Source organism: Mesorhizobium sp. M8A.F.Ca.ET.218.01.1.1, assembly GCF_004791165.1.
In the GTDB taxonomy this organism is placed as follows: domain Bacteria; phylum Pseudomonadota; class Alphaproteobacteria; order Rhizobiales; family Rhizobiaceae; genus Mesorhizobium.
In genome coordinates this window covers 969,197-985,459 of the sequence record NZ_SRUZ01000001.1, presented here as the reverse complement: position 1 = coordinate 985,459, position 16,263 = coordinate 969,197, and the positions used below count along the sequence as shown (strand labels likewise).

Here is a 16,263-nt window from a genome sequence, read left to right as displayed (position 1 = left end):
GGAGAGGTCGAGTCCCGCCGTAGAGGGCTGTCGCTGGTCATTAGCGTTGCTGTCTGCCGCTTTGGGGCTCGTCTTACCCACCCCCGCCTTCGCCCACGCCTCCGACCGTGGCCACGTCCTGCTCCTTCCAACCGGCTATTATCTCATCGGCGGCGCCTTCGCCGTAGCAGCCAGTTTCCTCGTCCTGGCATTGCTCCCACCTGCTTCCCTCGACCGTTTCTGGCGTCGGCGCCTGCCGCTTTTCACATTCAGTGACAGTGCCCGAGCCACTATCAGCTTAGTGTCCTTTGCCGGCTTTGTAATCCTCATCACCGCCGGCCCCTTCGGCAGCCGCGATCCGCTCTCTAACCCGCTGCCGCTGGTGGTATGGACGCTGCTATGGACCGGGCTGACCCTGCTGCAAGGGGTGTTCGGCGATCTCTGGTCGTGGCTCAACCCGTGGTACGGCCCCTGGCGGTTGCTGTCCCGCCTGACGGGCAGAGGCGATGAGGTGGCCAGGCAACTTCCGCAATGGCTTGGCTGCTGGCCGGCCGTCATCCTGTTCCTGGCCTTTGCCTGGTTCGAACTCATCGATCCTGCGCCCGATGATCCGGCACGGCTTGCCTTTGCCGCCGGCCTCTATTGGCTGGTTACCCTCATCGCCATGCGGGTGTTCGGCTACGACAAGTGGAGCCGTGGCGGCGAATTCCTCGGCATCTTCTTCTCGATGGTGGCGCGCTTCGCGCCGGTCGCGCGCGACGATGACGGCCGGCTTGCGCTGTGCTGGCCAGGTGCCAAGCTGCTCGCGGCCGAGCCCTTGCCGGCCAGCGGCATGGCGTTCCTGCTGCTCGCTCTGTCCTCGGTCTCGTTCGACGGCCTGTCGAAAACCTTCTTCTGGCTCGGCCTGTTCGGCATCAACCCGCTGGAATTTCCCGGCCGCACGGCGGTGATCGACAGCGGCACGCTGGGACTCGGTATGACATTCGCGCTGCTGACAGCGGTGTTCCTTCTCGCCGTCTTTCTCGGCCAGCGTCTTGCCCGCAGCGATCGGTCTCTCGCCCAGTCGGCGGGACTGCTGGTGTGGTCGATCGTGCCGATCGCGCTCGCCTATCATGTCGCGCACTATCTGACGGCGCTGCTGGTCGACGGCCAGTATGCTTTGGCCTCCCTGTCCGATCCATTCGCGCTGGGCTGGAACCTGTTCGGCACCGCCGACATGCAGGTCGAAGCCGGCATCGTTGCCGGCGCCGGCTCCGCATGGTGGCTGTGGAATGTCCAGGCCAGCGCCATCATCCTTGGCCATGTGCTGGCGGTTCTCGTCGCCCACGGCTTTGCCTGGCGCCTGCATCCCCAGCCCACTCGCGCCGCGCTCAGCCAGTTTCCGCTCACTGTTTTGATGATCGCCTACACCATTTTCGGTCTTTGGCTGCTTGCCACGCCGACGGTCGGATGAGACAAGCCATCCCGTGCGGGCTTGCCGCCACGGAAAGCTCGCTTGCCAGGCCAAGCCTTTGGTGATTTAGTTTGTACACATGCAATTTTGCATCCTCTTGCCGAGGATGTTCGAGCCGCCTTATCGTTGGTCAAAACGCAAAAACAGGGGAACGAACGTGACTGACAAGAACGGATTTTTTGACCTCTCCAAAACCACACTTACCCGCCGCAATGCGCTGAAGGGTCTCGCCGCCGGCGCCGGTCTCGCCATGGCGCCCGGCTTTGTCCGCTATTCCCAGGCGCAAAGCTCGGCGCCGATCAAGATCGGTTTCCAGTCGCACCGAACCGGCATCGGCGCCGCCTATGGCCGCTGGTATGAGAAGACCACCGCCGCCGCGATCAAGGCGATCAATGCCGCCGGCGGCATCAATGGCCGTCAGGTCGAGGTCATCATCGAGGATGACGGCACCGATCCTGGCCGCGGCGCCGAGGTGGTCGGCAAGTTCGCCACACAGCACAAGACCGACATCGTCTTCGGCACGCTGTTCTCGCATGTCGTCATCGGCTCGGCGCCCGCCGCCGGCGAAGCCAAGATGCCCTATTTCGTCGTCAGCGAAGGCCACCACGTCGCCTCGACCAAGCTCAACCGTTACGTCTTCCAGCCCGGCATCACCGATGTGAAGAGCCAGATCCAGTCGATGGCGCCGTGGATCGCGGCCAATGCCGGCAAGAAGGTGACGCAAATATTCCCCGATTTCGCCTTCGGCTACGACCATCGCGACTACCTGCCGCCGGCGCTGAAGGCGCAAGGCGCCGAGGTGATTGCCCAGATCGCCATTCCGCCGACGGAATCGTCCTTCACCAAATATTTCCCGCAGATCCCGGCCGAGACCGAGGTGATCTACCATGTGATGGTCGGACCGGCGGTGCTCACCTTCGTCAAGGAACTCGGCGAATTCTACGGCTCCAACCGGCCGCAATTGTTCGGTTTCATCGATTCGCTCGAAGCCACCGACATCAATAGCCCCGGCCTGGAATTCCTCGACGGCAGCCACTTTTGGGAGGGCTCGCCGCGCTATGCGCAACCGGATGATTCCGCCGCGCAGAAAGCCTATCGCGCCGCCGTCGGCATCGACGACAATGGCGCCGCTGTCGGCGATCCCAAGGATGTCTCCACCGCCGCGCACATGTTCGGCTGCTGGGAGACGCTCTACGTCGTCAAGAAGGCGATGGAAGACGCCGGCTACAAGGGACCGGAAGATCGCGCCAAGCTGGTCGAGGCGACCGAAGCGCTGAAGGAATTCGCCGAAGGGCCTGAGCATCCGCAAGGGCCGAAAACCTTCAACGGCAAGATTCATCAGTGCTTTGGCATCCAGAACATCTCCAAGGTCGAAGGCGGCAAGCTCAAGGTCGTGCACAAGACCAAGATCGAGGACGGGCTTTACGAGGCCGAAGGGGATTACACGACGCAGGCGCTGTAGGCGTTGCTTTTCCAGCAAGCGTGAGCGCCCAGGCCCCCCTCTCTGTCCTGCCGGACATCTCCCCCTCAAGGGGGGAGATTGGATTTTACGGCGGGTTTCGCCAATCGCAGACGATGGAAAAAAAGAGCCGTCGCAGGTACCGCCAATCTCCCCCCTTGAGGGGGAGATGTCCGGCAGGGCAGAGGGGGGCGCTTCGCGCCGCCCTATCAAGCGTGTAATCAATGCACTTCGGACCTCATCTCCTCCTGGCAACCCTCGAAGGCCTCGTCACCTCGGCCGTGCTGGCGCTGACGGCGCTGGGCTTGTCGCTGGTGTTCGGCGTCATGCGTGTCGTCAACGTCGCCCACGGCGAGTTCTTCATGCTCGGCGCCGTGCTTGCCTGGGCGATCACATCAGCAATCGGCGGCCACCCCGCGCTCGGCTTCCTGGCGGCGCTGGTGATCGCGCCACTGATCGTCGGCGCCGTCGCGGTGGTCGCCGAACGGCTGGTGCTGCGCCGGCTCAATTACAACCCTGAAGCCACCATCGTCGCCACCATCGGCATGCTCTACATCATCCAGCAGCTGGCGTTGACTTTCTATGGTCCCGAAGCGCGGCCGGTGGAGCCGCCCTTCAGCTATCGCATCCTTCTGCCGTGGTTCGGCTATTCCGGCTACAAGCTGTCGATCATCGCCGCATCCGCTGTCCTGTTGATCGCGACATGGCTGGTGCTGACGCGCACGAAGATCGGCCTCATCATGCGCGCCACGCAGTACGACAGCGAGACGGCGCAAGCCTTCGGCATCTCTGTCGGCCGCGTCTATGGCGGCGTCTTCGCGCTTGGCGCCATGCTGGCGGCGATCGCTGCGGTGCTGATCGTGCCGATCAGCCAGGCGCACTACCTGATGGGACAGGACCCGCTGCTCTTGTCCTTCATCGTCGTCATCATCGGCGGCCTCGGCTCGCTGCGCGGCACCGTCGTCGCCGCCGTGCTGATCGGCCTGTCCGACGGCATCATCTCGATGTTCTTCTCGCCGACCTTGGCCAAGATCATCGCCACGCTGCTGGTCGCCATGGTGCTGGTGTTCCGGCCGCAAGGCCTGTTCGGGACGGCATCGCGATGAGCGAAGCTTCGCCGGCAAAGGCCTACGCGCTGCATCTCGGCGCCATCGCCCTGCTCTTCGTGCTGAGCTTCCTTTTGCCGGAGTACTATCACGGCGTGCTCGCCCGCATCATGGTGCTGGCGGTCTTTGCCATGGGTTACAACATGCTGTTCGGCTATGTCGGCCTGCTCAGTTTGGGCCACGCCATGTTCTTCGGCGCCGGGCTCTATGGCGCCGGGCTCGCCGTCATCCAGCTCGGCTGGAGCGTGCCCGCGGCATTCGGCGCCGGTCTCGGTTGTGGTGCCGTCCTCTCCCTGATCATTGGCCTTCTGGCGCTGCGCACCACGGGTGTCGCCTTCATGATCGTCACCATGATGTTCGCCCAGGTGTTTTATCTCGCCATCCTCTATTTCGCGGCTTGGACCGGGGGCGACCAGGGCATGGTGGTGCCGCAGCCGGCGCGGGTCCTCTCTTTCGGTGCAACCTCGCTCGACCTCACCAACCCGACCGTGCGCTATATCTGCGCGCTGTCGCTGTTCTCGCTCGTGCTGCTGATCACGCTCGCCATCGTCCGGTCCCGCTATGGCCGCGTGTTGGTCGCCATCCGCGAGAACGAAGAACGCACGAAGATGCTGGGCTACGACACCTTCTCCAACAAGCTCGCCGCCGTCGTCGTCTCCGGCACGATCTGCGCTGCCTCGGGTGCCGCCTACGCGCTGCTGTTCGGCTATGTCGGCTCGAGCTTCGCCTCGGTGCAATACTCGATCCTGCCGCTGCTGTGGGTGCTGCTCGGGGGTGCCGCCACGACGCTCGGACCGCTGATCGGCACGCTGTTCATGTACTATGTCATCGACGTCACCAGCGGCTACACATCGGCCTATCTGCTGATCGTCGGCATCGCGCTGATCCTGCTGGTGCTGTTCTTCCCCAAGGGCATTCTCGGCAGCATCCGCCAGCGCTGGCTCGGATGGCTGCCATGACGCCGCTTTTGACCACCAAGGGCCTGTCGCGCAATTTCGGCGGCCTGCGCGCCGTCGACAGCGTCGACTTCACCTTGATGCCCGGAGAAATCCGCGCCGTCATCGGCCCCAACGGGGCAGGCAAGACCACTTTCGTCAGCCTGGTCAGCGGCCGCATCCGGCCATCTTCGGGAGCGATCCTCTTCGACGGCGCCGACATCACCGGCCTGCCGGCCTATGTCAGGGTCCGCCAGGGCATCGCCTACACCTTCCAGATCACCAGCGTCTTCGCCAACCTGAGCGCCTATGACAATGTCGCGCTGCCGGTGCAGCGCACGCTGAGCGACGGCCGCTCGAAGGGTGCGGTGCGCGCCGGCGTCATGTCGGCGCTCGAACGCACTGGGCTGGCCGGCCGCGCCCATATGCCGGCCGGGCAATTGTCCTACGGGCATCAGCGGTTGCTCGAAGTGGCGATGGGCCTGGCGCTGAAACCGCGCCTGCTGATCCTCGACGAGCCGACGCAAGGCCTTGCCGATAGCGAGATCGACAATTTCGTCGAGCTGGTACGCGACATCGCCAAGAGCGCCACCGTGCTGCTGATCGAGCACAACATGCCTGTGGTCATGCATCTGGCTGACCGCATCACCGTCTTCAACGCCGGCAGGATCCTGGCCGAGGGCGCGCCCGAAGCGATCCGAAACGACGCGGCGGTGCAGGACGCCTATCTGGGGACCGCCCCATGACCGATGCATTGGTGATCTCGGGGCTGGACTGCTTCTATGGCGAGGTCCAGGTGCTCTACGGGCTCGATCTCGTGCTGAACAAGGGCGAGGTGCTGTGCCTGTTCGGCCGCAATGGCGCCGGCAAGACGACGACGCTGAAGGCGATCATGGGCCTGGTTCCCGCGAATGGCGGCTCGATCAGGCTCGCCGGCCGGGAGTTGACCGGCCTGCCGGCGCATGAAGTACCGAAGGCCGGCGTCGCCTATGTACCGCAGGGAAGGCGGCTGTTCGCCGAGATGACGGTGGCTGAAAACATCGAGATCGGGCTGATGGCGCGCGGCAAGGGCAAGGCGACACGCGAGAACGTCCTCGACCTTTTCCCGCTGCTGCGCCAGCGGCTGCGGCAGCGCTCCGGCACCTTGTCCGGCGGCGAGCAGCAGATGCTGGCCATGGCGCGTGCGCTCTGTCTCGAGCCGCAGGTGCTTTTGCTCGACGAACCGACCGAAGGGTTGATGCCGTCCATGATCGCCAAGATCCGCGAGACTGTATCGAAGCTGCGCGAGCTGGGCGTCTCCACCATCCTGGTCGAGCAGCGGGTCGACGCTGTGTTGTCGGTCGCCGACCGAGTCTCGTTCATCGAGAACGGCCGCAACCGCGAGACCGTCGATGTCGACGCCCTGCGCGCCGACCCGTCAGCGGTCAGGCGCTATGTCGGTGTCGGCTGATCAACCGAGAAACAGAAAGCCGGCGATCAAGAAGGTCGGAATCAGCACCAGCCCGGACCACAGCATATAGCCGAAGAAGCCCGGCATCTTGACGCCACGATGCCTGGCAATGGCATAGACCATGAAGTTGGGCGCGTTGCCGATATAGGTGTTGGCGCCCATGAACACAGCGCCCGCCGAGATCGCGGCAAGCGTCGAGGCGAACTCCGTCATCAGGTGTTGGGGGTCGCCGCCGGCCAGCTCGAAAAACACCAGATAGGTCGGCGCATTGTCGAGGAAGGACGACAGCGCCCCGGTCAGCCAGAAATAGGCGAGGTCGTTGGGTGTGCCTTGCGCCGAGGTGACGAGCGCGACCAGCGGCGCCAGCGCGCCGTCATGGCCGGCTCTCAAAATGGCGACGACCGGAACGATGCAGATAAAGATGCCGGCAAACAACTTGGCCACTTCCGCGATCGGTCCCCAGTTGAAGCCGTTTGCTTGACGGTGGCTCTTGTAGGAGAGGGGAAGCGATAGCAGGGCCAGCGCGAGGATGATCGCGTCGCGTACCAGGTTCTGCAGTTCGAGACCGACGCCGAACACGGAAAAGCTCACGTCCGGCTTCCAGGCCGCCGACAGCAGGATGGCGCCGATCACACCGGCCAGCAGCGGGACGTTGGCCAGGCCGCGCAGGCGCACTTTCGTGTCCGGTGTTGGGTCCTTGATCTTCGGTGCCCCGGCCTCGCGCCGGTGCAGGATGAGGTCGATCGCCAGGAAGACGGCGAGCACGACCACCACGACGAACAGCGTCTCGCGCCAGAGACTGGCGGTCGTCCAGAAGAAATCGACGCCGCGCAGGAAGCCGACGAACAGCGGCGGGTCGCCGAGCGGCGTCAGCGAGCCGCCAATGTTGGACACCAGGAAAATGAAGAAGATGACGACATGGGCATTGAAAGGCCTGTTGTCGTTGGCGCGCAGGATCGGCCGGATCAGGATCATCGAGGCGCCCGTCGTGCCGATCACCGAGGCAAGCGCCGCCCCGACGACCAGCAGTCCGGCATTGACCAGCGGTGTCCCGTGGATGTTGCCGGCAAGCAGGATGCCGCCTGAAATCGTGTAGAGCGCAAACAGCAGGACAATGAACGACATGTATTCGGTGAGCAGCGCGTGCAGCACCGCCTCGGTTGCCGCCGGGGTGCCGAAGGCGACCGCGAGCGGCACGATCACCAGCGCCGCCCACAAGGCAGCGATCTTGCCGTAGTGGTGTTCCCAGACATGGTGGAACAGCAGCGGACCGGTGGCGATCGACAGGAGCAGTCCGGCAAAAGGCAGCGCCCACCAGAGCGACATGGCGGCGCCCGGCAGGCCATGCTCTTCTGCCGCCAAGGCCGATGCCGGAAACAGCAGCGCGACGATGATCGCGCCGGCCGCCCCGATCGCCATCGGCATGCATCCCCCTCTGCCCGCCACGGTGCGGTCAGTCCGACGTATGATCTTCGAGCGTCACGCCGGCGTCGCGCATTCTCGCCAGCATTGTCTCGAGCGATCCGTTGAGATCGATGCCACGGCAGGCATCGAGCCTGACCGTGGTTCTAAACCCCTGTTTGACCGCATCCAGCGCCGAGAAGGCGACGCAGAAATCGGTCGCCAGGCCGACCAGGATCAGCGTGTCGATGCCGCGTTCCCGGAGATAACCGGCGAGTCCGGTGGGCGTCGCGGGATCGTTCTCGAAGAAGGCGGAGTAACTGTCGATGGCGGGACGAAATCCCTTGCGGATGACGAGTTCGGCCTTGGTCCAGGCCAGCCCCGAGTGGAAATCCGAACCGAGACTGCCCTGGATGCAATGGTCCGGCCACAAGGTCTGCGCACCGTATGGCATTTCGATCGTCGAATAGGGCTGCGAACCCGGATGGCTGGAGGCAAAGCTGGAATGGCCGGCGGGGTGCCAGTCCTGCGTCAGCACGACATGGTCGGTTCGCCGGATCATGTCGTTGACCAGCGGCACGATCTCGTCGCCGCCGGCAACGGCCAGCGCGCCGCCCGGGCAAAAGTCGTTCTGCAGGTCGATGACAACGAGCGCTTCGTCGGCCATGGAGTTTCCTTCCTGTCAGGCTGCGGTCGGGCTCCGAATGAGGCGCCCGGCGAAAGAAGAAGCCGCTGGCGCGACCGGAGGGAGAAACTTGACCAGATGGCGGGCCGCGTCAACCTCCAGCGGAATAACAAATACGTGGCGATGCCCGCCACATGGGCACCGGCGTAAACTCTGGCTTTGACAAATTCCGCCGTCTTGATATCATTTGCATACGAATGAATTTGCTGGATCGAAAGCCGGCAGGATATTCCCAGGCGAAACGTCTTGGGAGGGCCGATCTCTGGGAAGGCCCATCTTGTTGGGAAAGCCCATTTTGTGTTGGGAAGGCCCATCTTACTGGGAAGGAAAGCGTGATCCGTTACGCGAAACCCACCACGGTCGACGAGGCGCTCGCGCTGCTTGGCGGCGGCACCTGGCGCATTCTTGCCGGCGGCACGGATTTCTATCCGGTACAGGGAAGCAAGCCGTTTCGCGACAATGTCCTCGATGTCAACGGCCTGACAACGCTGCGCGGCATCGCCGAAACCGCCAGCCACTGGATCGTCGGCGCGCGCACGACATGGACCGATGTCATCCGCCACCCCTTGCCGCCAGCCTTTGACGCCTTGAAACAGGCGGCGCGGGAGGTCGGCTCGGCGCAGATCCAGAACGTCGCCTCGGTCGCCGGCAATCTCTGCAACGCTTCACCTGCCGCCGATGGTGTGCCGGGCCTGCTCGTGCTCGACGCCGAGGTAGAACTGCGCTCGGTGGCGGCGACACGCTATCTGCCCTTGTCGCAGTTCGTCCTCGGCAACCGCCGTACCGCCTTGCAGCCTGGCGAGATGGTGACTGCCATCCGCGTGCCGAAACCCTCCGGCACATCGGCCTTCGTCAAGCTCGGCGCCCGGCGTTATCTCGTCATCTCCATCGCCATGGTGGCGGCGCGTCTGGTTGTCGAGGACGGCACTGTCGCGGATGCGGCCGTGGCCGTCGGCTCGTGTTCCGCCGTCGCCAGGCGGTTGGCCGGGGTCGAGACGGCGCTGCGCGGCCTTGCCGTCGGCGCCGGGCTTGTCGTCGCGGTCCGGTCGGCGCCGATGGTTGAGCTGTCGCCGATCGCCGATGTGCGCGGCAGCGCCGAATACCGGCTTGACGCGGTGCGCGAGATCGTTGCCCGCGCCGTGCTCGCGGCCACGGAGACGCCAGCAGGCGACAAGGTGGCCGCATGAGCATGGATCGCGCCGATATCGCCTTCGCGGTCAATGGCGCCGCTGTCTCGGTCAACGTGCCGCCGCTGCGCAGGCTGTCTTCGGTATTGCGCGATGAATTGCGGCTGACCGGCACAAAGGTCGGCTGCGATGCCGGCGACTGCGGCGCCTGCACGGTGCTGGTCGACGGCAACCCCGTCTGCGCCTGCCTGATGCCGGCGGCCTCGGCCGCTGGCACCGCGGTGACGACGGTCGAGGGGCTTGCCAATGGCCGGCTGTCGGCGTTGCAAGCCTCGTTCCTGGCGCATGGCGCCGCGCAATGCGGCATCTGCACGCCGGCGCTGCTGGTCGCCGCAACCGCGTTGCTGGACACGAAACCCAGGCCGACCGAGACCGAGGTACAGGATGCGCTGGGCGGCATCCTCTGCCGCTGCACCGGCTACCGGAAGATCATCGCGGCGGTGATGGAGGCGGGATGGTTCGGCAGTGAACGGTCAACTGCCAGCGCCGCCCCTCATCCGCCTGCTGGCGCCTTCTCCCCGTATAGTGACGGGGAGAAGGGAAGCGCTCCAGCGTTGGCGCCCCCCTCTCCCCGCCCCTTGCGGGGAGAGGGTAAGGGTGTGGGGCAGCGCCAACTTTATGGACTGGATCGCGATCTCGATCGGAGGATGCCGGCCTCGGGCCACGCCATTGGCGCGTCGCCGGTCAGGCTCGACGGCGTGCCAAAGGTGACCGGCGCCGAGAAATTCGGCGGCGATTCCTTCCCGGCCGACGCGCTGGCCGTGCTGGTGGTCCGCTCGCCGCACTATCATGCAAAGTTCGATTTCGGCGACCTCGACGGCTGGGCCAAGGCGCATCCAGGAATCGCGGGTGTTTTCACGGCCGCCGACATCCCGGGAAAAAACTGTTTCGGCGTTATCGGCCCATTCGCCGACCAGCCGGCGCTGGCCGAAGGCTTTGCCCGGCTTCGCGGCGAGGCGGTCGCCCTGGTCGCCGGCGAGCGAGAGGCGATCCTCGATCTCGATCTGTCGGATTTCCCTATCCGCTGGACCGAACTGCCGCATGTTCTCCAGCCTCGTGACGCGCAGGCCGAGGGTGGTGCGCTGATCCACGGCAACCGGCCGGACAACCTGCTGACCAAGGGCTTTGTCGAACGCGGCGATCCCGAGGCGGCACTTGCCAATGCGGCCGTCACCGCGAGCGGCGCGATCGACACCTCCTATGTCGAGCACGCCTATATCGAACCGGAAGCCGGCTATGCATATGTCGACGGCGACACGCTTGTCGTCGTCGCCTGCACCCAGGCGCCTTACATGGACCGTGACGACACCGCGAAAGTGCTCGGCCTTGCCGTCAACAAGGTGCGCATCGTGCCGACCGCGACCGGTGGCGGCTTTGGCTCCAAGCTCGACGTTTCCTTGCAGCCTCTGATCGGCCTCGTCGCCATCAAGACGGGACGGCCCGCGGCCCTTGCCTACACCCGCAACGAATCGATGATGTCGACCACCAAGCGCCATCCGGCGCAGATGAAGGCCACCATCGGTGCCGCCTCCGACGGCTACGTCACCGGCATGGTCTTTACCGGCGATTTCAACACCGGCGCCTATGCCAGCTGGGGTCCGACGGTCGCCAACCGCGTGCCGGTGCATGCCTCCGGCCCTTATCTCACGCCCAACTATCGTGCCGAGGGCCGCGCCATCCACACCCATGGTCCGATTGCCGGCGCCTTCCGTGGCTTCGGCGTGCCGCAGGCGACGATCATGCAGGAGACGCTCTATGACGAGCTTGCGGGCAAGCTCGGCATGGATCGGCTAGACTTTCGCCTGAAGAACTGCCTTCGGAACGGCTCCGAAACGGTTACCGGGCAGCTTCTGGTGTCTGGCGTCGGCATCGCCGAATGCCTCGAAGCGCTGCGGCTGCACTGGGCGCGGGCGACGGCCGACGCGGATACTTTCAACAGCACCAGCATAGATAGAAAGCGCGGTGTCGGCGTCGCGTGCTGCTGGTATGGTTGCGGCAACACCTCGCTGCCCAATCCGTCGACCATTAGGGTAGGCATCGCGCCATCGGGCGACGTCATCCTGCACCAGGGCGCCGTCGATATCGGCCAGGGGTCCAACACCGTCATTACGCAGATCTGCGCCGACGCGCTCGGCCTGCCGCTGGAGAAATTCCAGCTGAAGAGCGCCGATACGGCAATCAGCCCAGACGCCGGCAAGACTTCGGCCTCGCGACAGACTTTCGTGACCGGCAAGGCGGCTGAAAAGGCTGGGCGGGCCCTTCGCGAAAAAATCCTGCGCTTTGCCAATGTCTCGGATAAGGCTTCCCTTAAATTGGATGGCGCGGTGATCGTCATCCGCGAAGGCGAGGCGACACGCCGCATCGACCTTGCCGCGCTCGATGCGAATGCCGACGGCTTCGTCTTCCGCGCCGAAGAGACATACGATCCGCCGACGCTGCCCCTCGATGCCAAGGGCCAGGGCAAACCCTATGCGGTCTATGGCTATGGCGCGCAGATTGCCGAACTTGAGGTCGACCTCAAACTCGGCACTGTCAGGCTGATCAAGATCACGGCGGCGCATGACGTCGGCAAGGCGATCAATCCGTTGCTGGCCGAGGGCCAGATCGAAGGCGGCATCGCCCAAGGCATCGGCATGGCGTTGATGGAAGAATATATTCCCGGGCGCACCGAAAACCTGCACGACTATCTCATCCCGACCATTGGCGACGTGCCGCCGATCGAGACCATCCTTATCGAGGTGCCCGATCCCGAAGGGCCGTTCGGCGCCAAGGGCCTGGGCGAGCACGTGCTGATCCCGACGGCGCCGGCGATCCTCAACGCCATCCGCCACGCCACCGGCGTGCTGGTCACCAAGGTGCCGGCAACGCCAAGCCGCATCCTGGCGGCCATCCGCGAGAAGGAGGCACGCGCATGAGCGAGCTTGCCGAACGCTTCGAAACCCATGATCCCGGCGAGAAGCTGGTGGCGGAGAAGATCCGCTGCGATGCCTGTCCCGTCATGTGCTACATCGCCGACGGCCGCACCGGCGCCTGCGACCGCTATGGCAATGTCGCCGGCGGGATCGTGCGCATGGATCCGCTGACCATCCTCGACCACGCGGCCGAGACCGGCGCTGCCATGGTGCCCTTTGTCGCCGAGGGCGAGCAATGGGACGGCGAGCTGCTCAACACCGGCCGCCGCTTCGTCACGGCAATCGGCGCCGGCACCACCTATCCCGACTACAAGCCCGCTCCCTTCATCGTCAGCCAGGAGGTCGAGGGTGTCGATCTCGTCACGGTGGTGACCGAAGGCATCTTCTCCTACTGCGGCGTCAAGGTGAAGATCGACACCGATCGTCATATCGGACCCGAAACGGCTGTCGTGCGGGCCGAAGGCGAGGCCATCGGCCATGTCACGACGGGCGAATACGGTTCGCAGATGCTGTCGCTGGGCGGCGTGCATCATCTGACCGGCGGTTCCAAGGCGGAAGGCCGCGCCACCTGTGACGCCTTGCTCAATTTGTGCAACCGCAAACCGGTGGAACTCAGCATAGACGGCGGCGCCACGGTCATCGTCGAAGCCGGCAAACCCCCCGTCATCGACGGCAAGCAGGAACACCGCATGCGGGTCGGCTGCGGCTCGGCCACGATCGGCATGTTTGCCACGCAATGGCGCGGGCTGGTCGACGAGGTCGTGGTGGTCGACGATCACATCACCGGTGTCGTCTCCGAACACCAGGCCGGCAAGGTGCTGGGCTGGCAGGATACGGGCATCAAGATCGTTGGCCGCCGCTCGACACCGGGCCGCTATTTCAAAGTGTCCGAGCCAGGCCTCGGCTGGGGCGGCACCAGCATTTCAGATCCGCTGTCGATACTCGGCGAATGGAACGCCAAGAAGGGCGCGCGCCCGGGCCTGTCGCTGCTGATGGTTTCGACCACCGGCGAGCAGTTCGCCTATTACGAGCTCGATGACGACCTGAAGCCGGTCGAAAAACCGTTTCCGGAACGGCTTAGGAAATCGGTCAACCTGATCGAGGACAATTGCGAGCCGGCCTTGTGCACCGTGCTGTTCATCGGCGGCGCCGGCGGGTCGCTGCGCGCCGGCGTCACCGAAAACCCGGTCAATCTCACCCGTTCGGTGCAAGGCCTGACTACCTATGTCACCGTTGGCGGCGCCCCGGTCTATGTCTGGCCGGGCGGCGGCATCACGCTGATGGTCGATGTCACCAGGGTTCCGGAAGGCGCCTTCGGCTATGTGCCGACGCCGGCGCTGGTGGCGCCGATCGAGTTCACGCTGCGTCGCGACGACTATGTCAGGCTCGGCGGCTACGAGGCGGAGATCCGCAGCGTTGCGGACATCGTCGCCAAAGGCGGCGAGTATCTCAATCCCCGACGCGGCACAGGCGCCGCAACCCAAAATCCATGGCCGCCGCTGGCGCAATTGCGCCGCGTGGGTCCGAACGGGGCGGGGTGATGGAAGATCCGCAAGCGCACTGGCTGCAGGACGGCAAGCGGCTGCATCTCAACCATGGGCCGATCGACCTGATCGTCGAGGCCTTTGGCGAGGCTGATGAGTGTCGCGCCGCCTACGTCCAGGCCGTCGCGCGCTTCCAAACGATCCTGATCGAGCTGGTCGAGGAGCTTCCCGAATTGCGGCTCCCGGCATTTTTCTTGGCGCCGCGAACCTTCGCCGGCCCGACGGCGCGCCGCATGGAAGCAGCCGTCATGCCCCTGGCGGAATGCTTCATCACACCGATGGCCGCCGTTGCCGGGTCGGTAGCCGACGAAATGCTTGCCGCGCTGCTTGCCGGACGCAAGCTCGATCGCGCCTATGTCAACAATGGCGGCGACAGCGCCCTCCACATCGGCAGAGGCCGCTCGATGGGATTGGCGGTCGCCGGCACCGGTAACGGCATGGCCGACCGGATCACGATCCGCGCGCAGGATGGCGTGCGTGGCGTTGCAACCAGCGGCTGGCGTGGCCGCTCCTTCTCGCTTGGCATTGCCGACGCCGTCACCGTGCTGGCGCGGACCGGCGCGGAGGCCGATGCGGCGGCAACGCTCATAGCCAACGCGGTAGACCTGCCCGGCAATCCCGCCATCAGGCGCGTTCCCGCACGCGACCTGTCGCCCGACAGCGATCTTGGCGCGCGGCTGGTGACGCAAGGCGTCGGCACGCTTGCGCCTGATGAGGTGGCACGCGCGCTGGACAATGGTCTTGCCGTCGCCGAAGATTTTCGCCGGCGCGGCCTGATTGCAGCATCGGCGCTGTTTCTTGGCGGGGAGGCCCGCATCAGCGGCTCCGTTGCACTCGGCGCGCCCAACAAGCATGAACCGGAGGAAGTTGCCCATGCCTGAATTTCCGATCCGCAAGATCGCGGTGCTGAGCGAGGAGATCTTCCACGACGGCGGACCGGCCGCCGCGGTGCCGCGCCGGCGTGCCGCTGCCATGGCCGTGGTCAGGAACCCGTTCGCCGGGCGTTATGTCGAGGAACTGCAAAGCGCCATGGACGATCTGAAGCCGCTCGGCCTGCTGCTCGCCGACCGGCTGATCGCCGCCCTCGGCGGCGACGTCAAACAGATCGACGGCTACGGCAAGGGCGCCATCGTCGGCAGCGCGGGCGAGCTGGAACATGGCGCGCTGTGGCATGTGCCGGGTGGCTATGCGATGCGCGAGCGGCTGGGCGATGCCAAGGCGATCGTGCCGTCGGCCAAGAAGGTCGGCGCCTTCGGCTCAAAGCTCGACGTGCCGCTCGGCCATATCAACGCCGCCTATGTGCGCAGCCATTTCGACGCCATGGAAGTCGGCATCAGCGACGGCCCGCGTCCCGACGAGATCCTGTTCTGCCTCGCCATGACCTGCGGCCCGCGCGTCCATAATCGGATGGGTGGCCTCGCTGCGGATGACATAAAAGCCTGGGACGGGCTGCGGTGAGCGGCGAGGACAACCTGCTCAAGCTGGTCGAGGTTGAAGAGGCCGACGATCACGACTACCTCCTGCAGGAGCAGGTCGGCTTCATCCTGCGCAAGGCGCACCAGCGCCATGTTTCAATCTTCGCCGCCCGTATCGCCGATCTGACGCCGCCGCAATTCGCCGCACTCGCCAAGCTGCGCGACGTTGGCGAAACTTCGCAGAACCAGCTCGGCACGCTGATCGCCATGGACGCGGCGACGGTGAAAGGCGTCATCGACCGGTTGAAGGCGCGTGGCATGGTCGAGCTTTCCAGGCATGAGGTCGACAAAAGGCGGCTGCTGGTAAACCTGACGCCGGAGGGCCGCGACGCGATCGAGCGCCTGATCCCGCTGGCCCGCGAGATCACGCTGGAGACCCTGGCGCCGCTCACGGCCAAGGAGATCGTCACCTTCATGAAGCTGCTAGCCAAGCTGGCGTAGATGCGGACCTTACCAGCCTGCAGAAGCTGGTCACCGAAACGATTGAGTTGAGTAGAATTGGTTGGTCTGCGCTGCCCCTCATTGTCCTGCCGGACATTTCTCCCGTATAGGGACGGGGAGAAAGGCGCTGTCATCGACGGCTTCGCTAGTCGCCGGCGTTGCAGAAGGGCGCCGGCTTCACCACAGCTCCCTTCTCCCCGTCACTATACGGGGAGAAGGTGCCGGCAGGCGGATGA

14 protein-coding genes are annotated in these 16,263 nt (G+C 65.0%); 12 read left to right on the top strand and 2 right to left on the bottom strand.

The genetic code is table 11. From position 1 onward, the window contains the following. Positions 1 to 46 precede the first annotated feature (46 nt). From EN861_RS04700 to EN861_RS04670, 6 genes are all read left to right on the top strand, one after another. A complete protein-coding gene (locus EN861_RS04700) occupies positions 47 to 1,432 on the top strand; it encodes a hypothetical protein (RefSeq protein WP_189343554.1) in 1,386 nt (461 codons plus the stop codon). Between the two features lie 157 nt (positions 1,433 to 1,589). After that, positions 1,590 to 2,894, top strand: coding sequence for an ABC transporter substrate-binding protein (locus EN861_RS04695; RefSeq protein WP_127278104.1), 1,305 nt, complete (start codon positions 1,590 to 1,592; stop codon positions 2,892 to 2,894). 221 nt (positions 2,895 to 3,115) lie between these two features. After that, the gene (locus EN861_RS04685; RefSeq protein ID WP_127871277.1) at positions 3,116 to 3,997 is read left to right on the top strand and encodes a branched-chain amino acid ABC transporter permease; all 882 of its coding nucleotides are present in this window, start codon (positions 3,116 to 3,118) and stop codon (positions 3,995 to 3,997) included. Next, positions 3,994 to 4,956: a branched-chain amino acid ABC transporter permease gene (locus EN861_RS04680; RefSeq protein WP_135862619.1), complete on the top strand. Its 963-nt coding sequence runs from the start codon at positions 3,994 to 3,996 to the stop codon at positions 4,954 to 4,956. Before EN861_RS04685 ends, EN861_RS04680 begins: the two co-directional genes overlap by 4 nt. Further along, positions 4,953 to 5,678 (top strand): ABC transporter ATP-binding protein, encoded by a 726-nt coding sequence (locus EN861_RS04675; protein ID WP_135862617.1) that lies wholly within the window; start codon positions 4,953 to 4,955, stop codon positions 5,676 to 5,678. Before EN861_RS04680 ends, EN861_RS04675 begins: the two co-directional genes overlap by 4 nt. Continuing rightward, positions 5,675 to 6,382 (top strand): ABC transporter ATP-binding protein, encoded by a 708-nt coding sequence (locus EN861_RS04670; RefSeq protein ID WP_135862614.1) that lies wholly within the window; start codon positions 5,675 to 5,677, stop codon positions 6,380 to 6,382. Before EN861_RS04675 ends, EN861_RS04670 begins: the two co-directional genes overlap by 4 nt. On the opposite strand, the gene EN861_RS04665 is transcribed toward EN861_RS04670, so the two are convergent. Next, positions 6,383 to 7,807 carry a sodium:proton antiporter gene (locus EN861_RS04665; RefSeq protein ID WP_189343553.1) on the bottom strand — a complete coding sequence of 475 codons (1,425 nt, stop codon included), beginning with the start codon at positions 7,805 to 7,807 and terminating at the stop codon, positions 6,383 to 6,385. A gap of 28 nt (positions 7,808 to 7,835) precedes the next feature. Next, positions 7,836 to 8,450 carry a bifunctional nicotinamidase/pyrazinamidase gene (gene pncA, locus EN861_RS04660; RefSeq protein ID WP_135862609.1) on the bottom strand — a complete coding sequence of 205 codons (615 nt, stop codon included), beginning with the start codon at positions 8,448 to 8,450 and terminating at the stop codon, positions 7,836 to 7,838. Between the two features lie 350 nt (positions 8,451 to 8,800). Here pncA and EN861_RS04655 point away from each other — a divergent pair, with 350 nt between their 5' ends. The 6 genes from EN861_RS04655 to EN861_RS04630 are packed head-to-tail and all read left to right on the top strand — an operon-like array spanning position 8,801 to position 16,027. Beyond that, positions 8,801 to 9,655, top strand: a complete 855-nt coding sequence (locus EN861_RS04655) for a xanthine dehydrogenase family protein subunit M (RefSeq protein WP_135862607.1) — start codon at positions 8,801 to 8,803, stop codon at positions 9,653 to 9,655. Beyond that, entirely contained in the window at positions 9,652 to 12,570 is a 2,919-nt protein-coding gene (locus EN861_RS04650) for a molybdopterin-dependent oxidoreductase (RefSeq protein WP_135862605.1), read from the top strand. The genes EN861_RS04655 and EN861_RS04650 overlap by 4 nt, the downstream gene beginning before the upstream one ends. Beyond that, positions 12,567 to 14,108: a 6-hydroxynicotinate reductase gene (locus EN861_RS04645; protein ID WP_135862603.1), complete on the top strand. Its 1,542-nt coding sequence runs from the start codon at positions 12,567 to 12,569 to the stop codon at positions 14,106 to 14,108. The genes EN861_RS04650 and EN861_RS04645 overlap by 4 nt, the downstream gene beginning before the upstream one ends. Next, on the top strand, positions 14,108 to 14,992 hold the full coding sequence (locus EN861_RS04640) for a UPF0280 family protein (RefSeq protein ID WP_135862601.1): 885 nt from the start codon (positions 14,108 to 14,110) through the stop codon (positions 14,990 to 14,992). Before EN861_RS04645 ends, EN861_RS04640 begins: the two co-directional genes overlap by 1 nt. Beyond that, positions 14,985 to 15,569: an amino acid synthesis family protein gene (locus tag EN861_RS04635; protein ID WP_135862599.1), complete on the top strand. Its 585-nt coding sequence runs from the start codon at positions 14,985 to 14,987 to the stop codon at positions 15,567 to 15,569. The genes EN861_RS04640 and EN861_RS04635 overlap by 8 nt, the downstream gene beginning before the upstream one ends. After that, positions 15,566 to 16,027: a MarR family transcriptional regulator gene (locus tag EN861_RS04630; protein ID WP_135862597.1), complete on the top strand. Its 462-nt coding sequence runs from the start codon at positions 15,566 to 15,568 to the stop codon at positions 16,025 to 16,027. The genes EN861_RS04635 and EN861_RS04630 overlap by 4 nt, the downstream gene beginning before the upstream one ends. Positions 16,028 to 16,263: the final 236 nt, after the last annotated feature.

What these genes read in the sequence shown, in the direction of transcription:
- EN861_RS04645 (WP_135862603.1), top strand. Translation starts at nt 12,567, where the DNA reads ATGAGCGAGCTTGCCGAACGCTTCGAAACCCATGATCCCGGCGAGAAG.
- EN861_RS04670 (WP_135862614.1), top strand. Translation starts at nt 5,675, where the DNA reads ATGACCGATGCATTGGTGATCTCGGGGCTGGACTGCTTCTATGGCGAG.
- EN861_RS04675 (WP_135862617.1), top strand. Translation starts at nt 4,953, where the DNA reads ATGACGCCGCTTTTGACCACCAAGGGCCTGTCGCGCAATTTCGGCGGC.
- EN861_RS04685 (WP_127871277.1), top strand. Translation starts at nt 3,116, where the DNA reads ATGCACTTCGGACCTCATCTCCTCCTGGCAACCCTCGAAGGCCTCGTC.
- EN861_RS04650 (WP_135862605.1), top strand. Translation starts at nt 9,652, where the DNA reads ATGAGCATGGATCGCGCCGATATCGCCTTCGCGGTCAATGGCGCCGCT.
- pncA (WP_135862609.1), bottom strand. Translation starts at nt 8,450, where the DNA reads ATGGCCGACGAAGCGCTCGTTGTCATCGACCTGCAGAACGACTTTTGC.
- EN861_RS04635 (WP_135862599.1), top strand. Translation starts at nt 14,985, where the DNA reads ATGCCTGAATTTCCGATCCGCAAGATCGCGGTGCTGAGCGAGGAGATC.
- EN861_RS04665 (WP_189343553.1), bottom strand. Translation starts at nt 7,807, where the DNA reads ATGCCGATGGCGATCGGGGCGGCCGGCGCGATCATCGTCGCGCTGCTG.
- EN861_RS04680 (WP_135862619.1), top strand. Translation starts at nt 3,994, where the DNA reads ATGAGCGAAGCTTCGCCGGCAAAGGCCTACGCGCTGCATCTCGGCGCC.
- EN861_RS04640 (WP_135862601.1), top strand. Translation starts at nt 14,108, where the DNA reads ATGGAAGATCCGCAAGCGCACTGGCTGCAGGACGGCAAGCGGCTGCAT.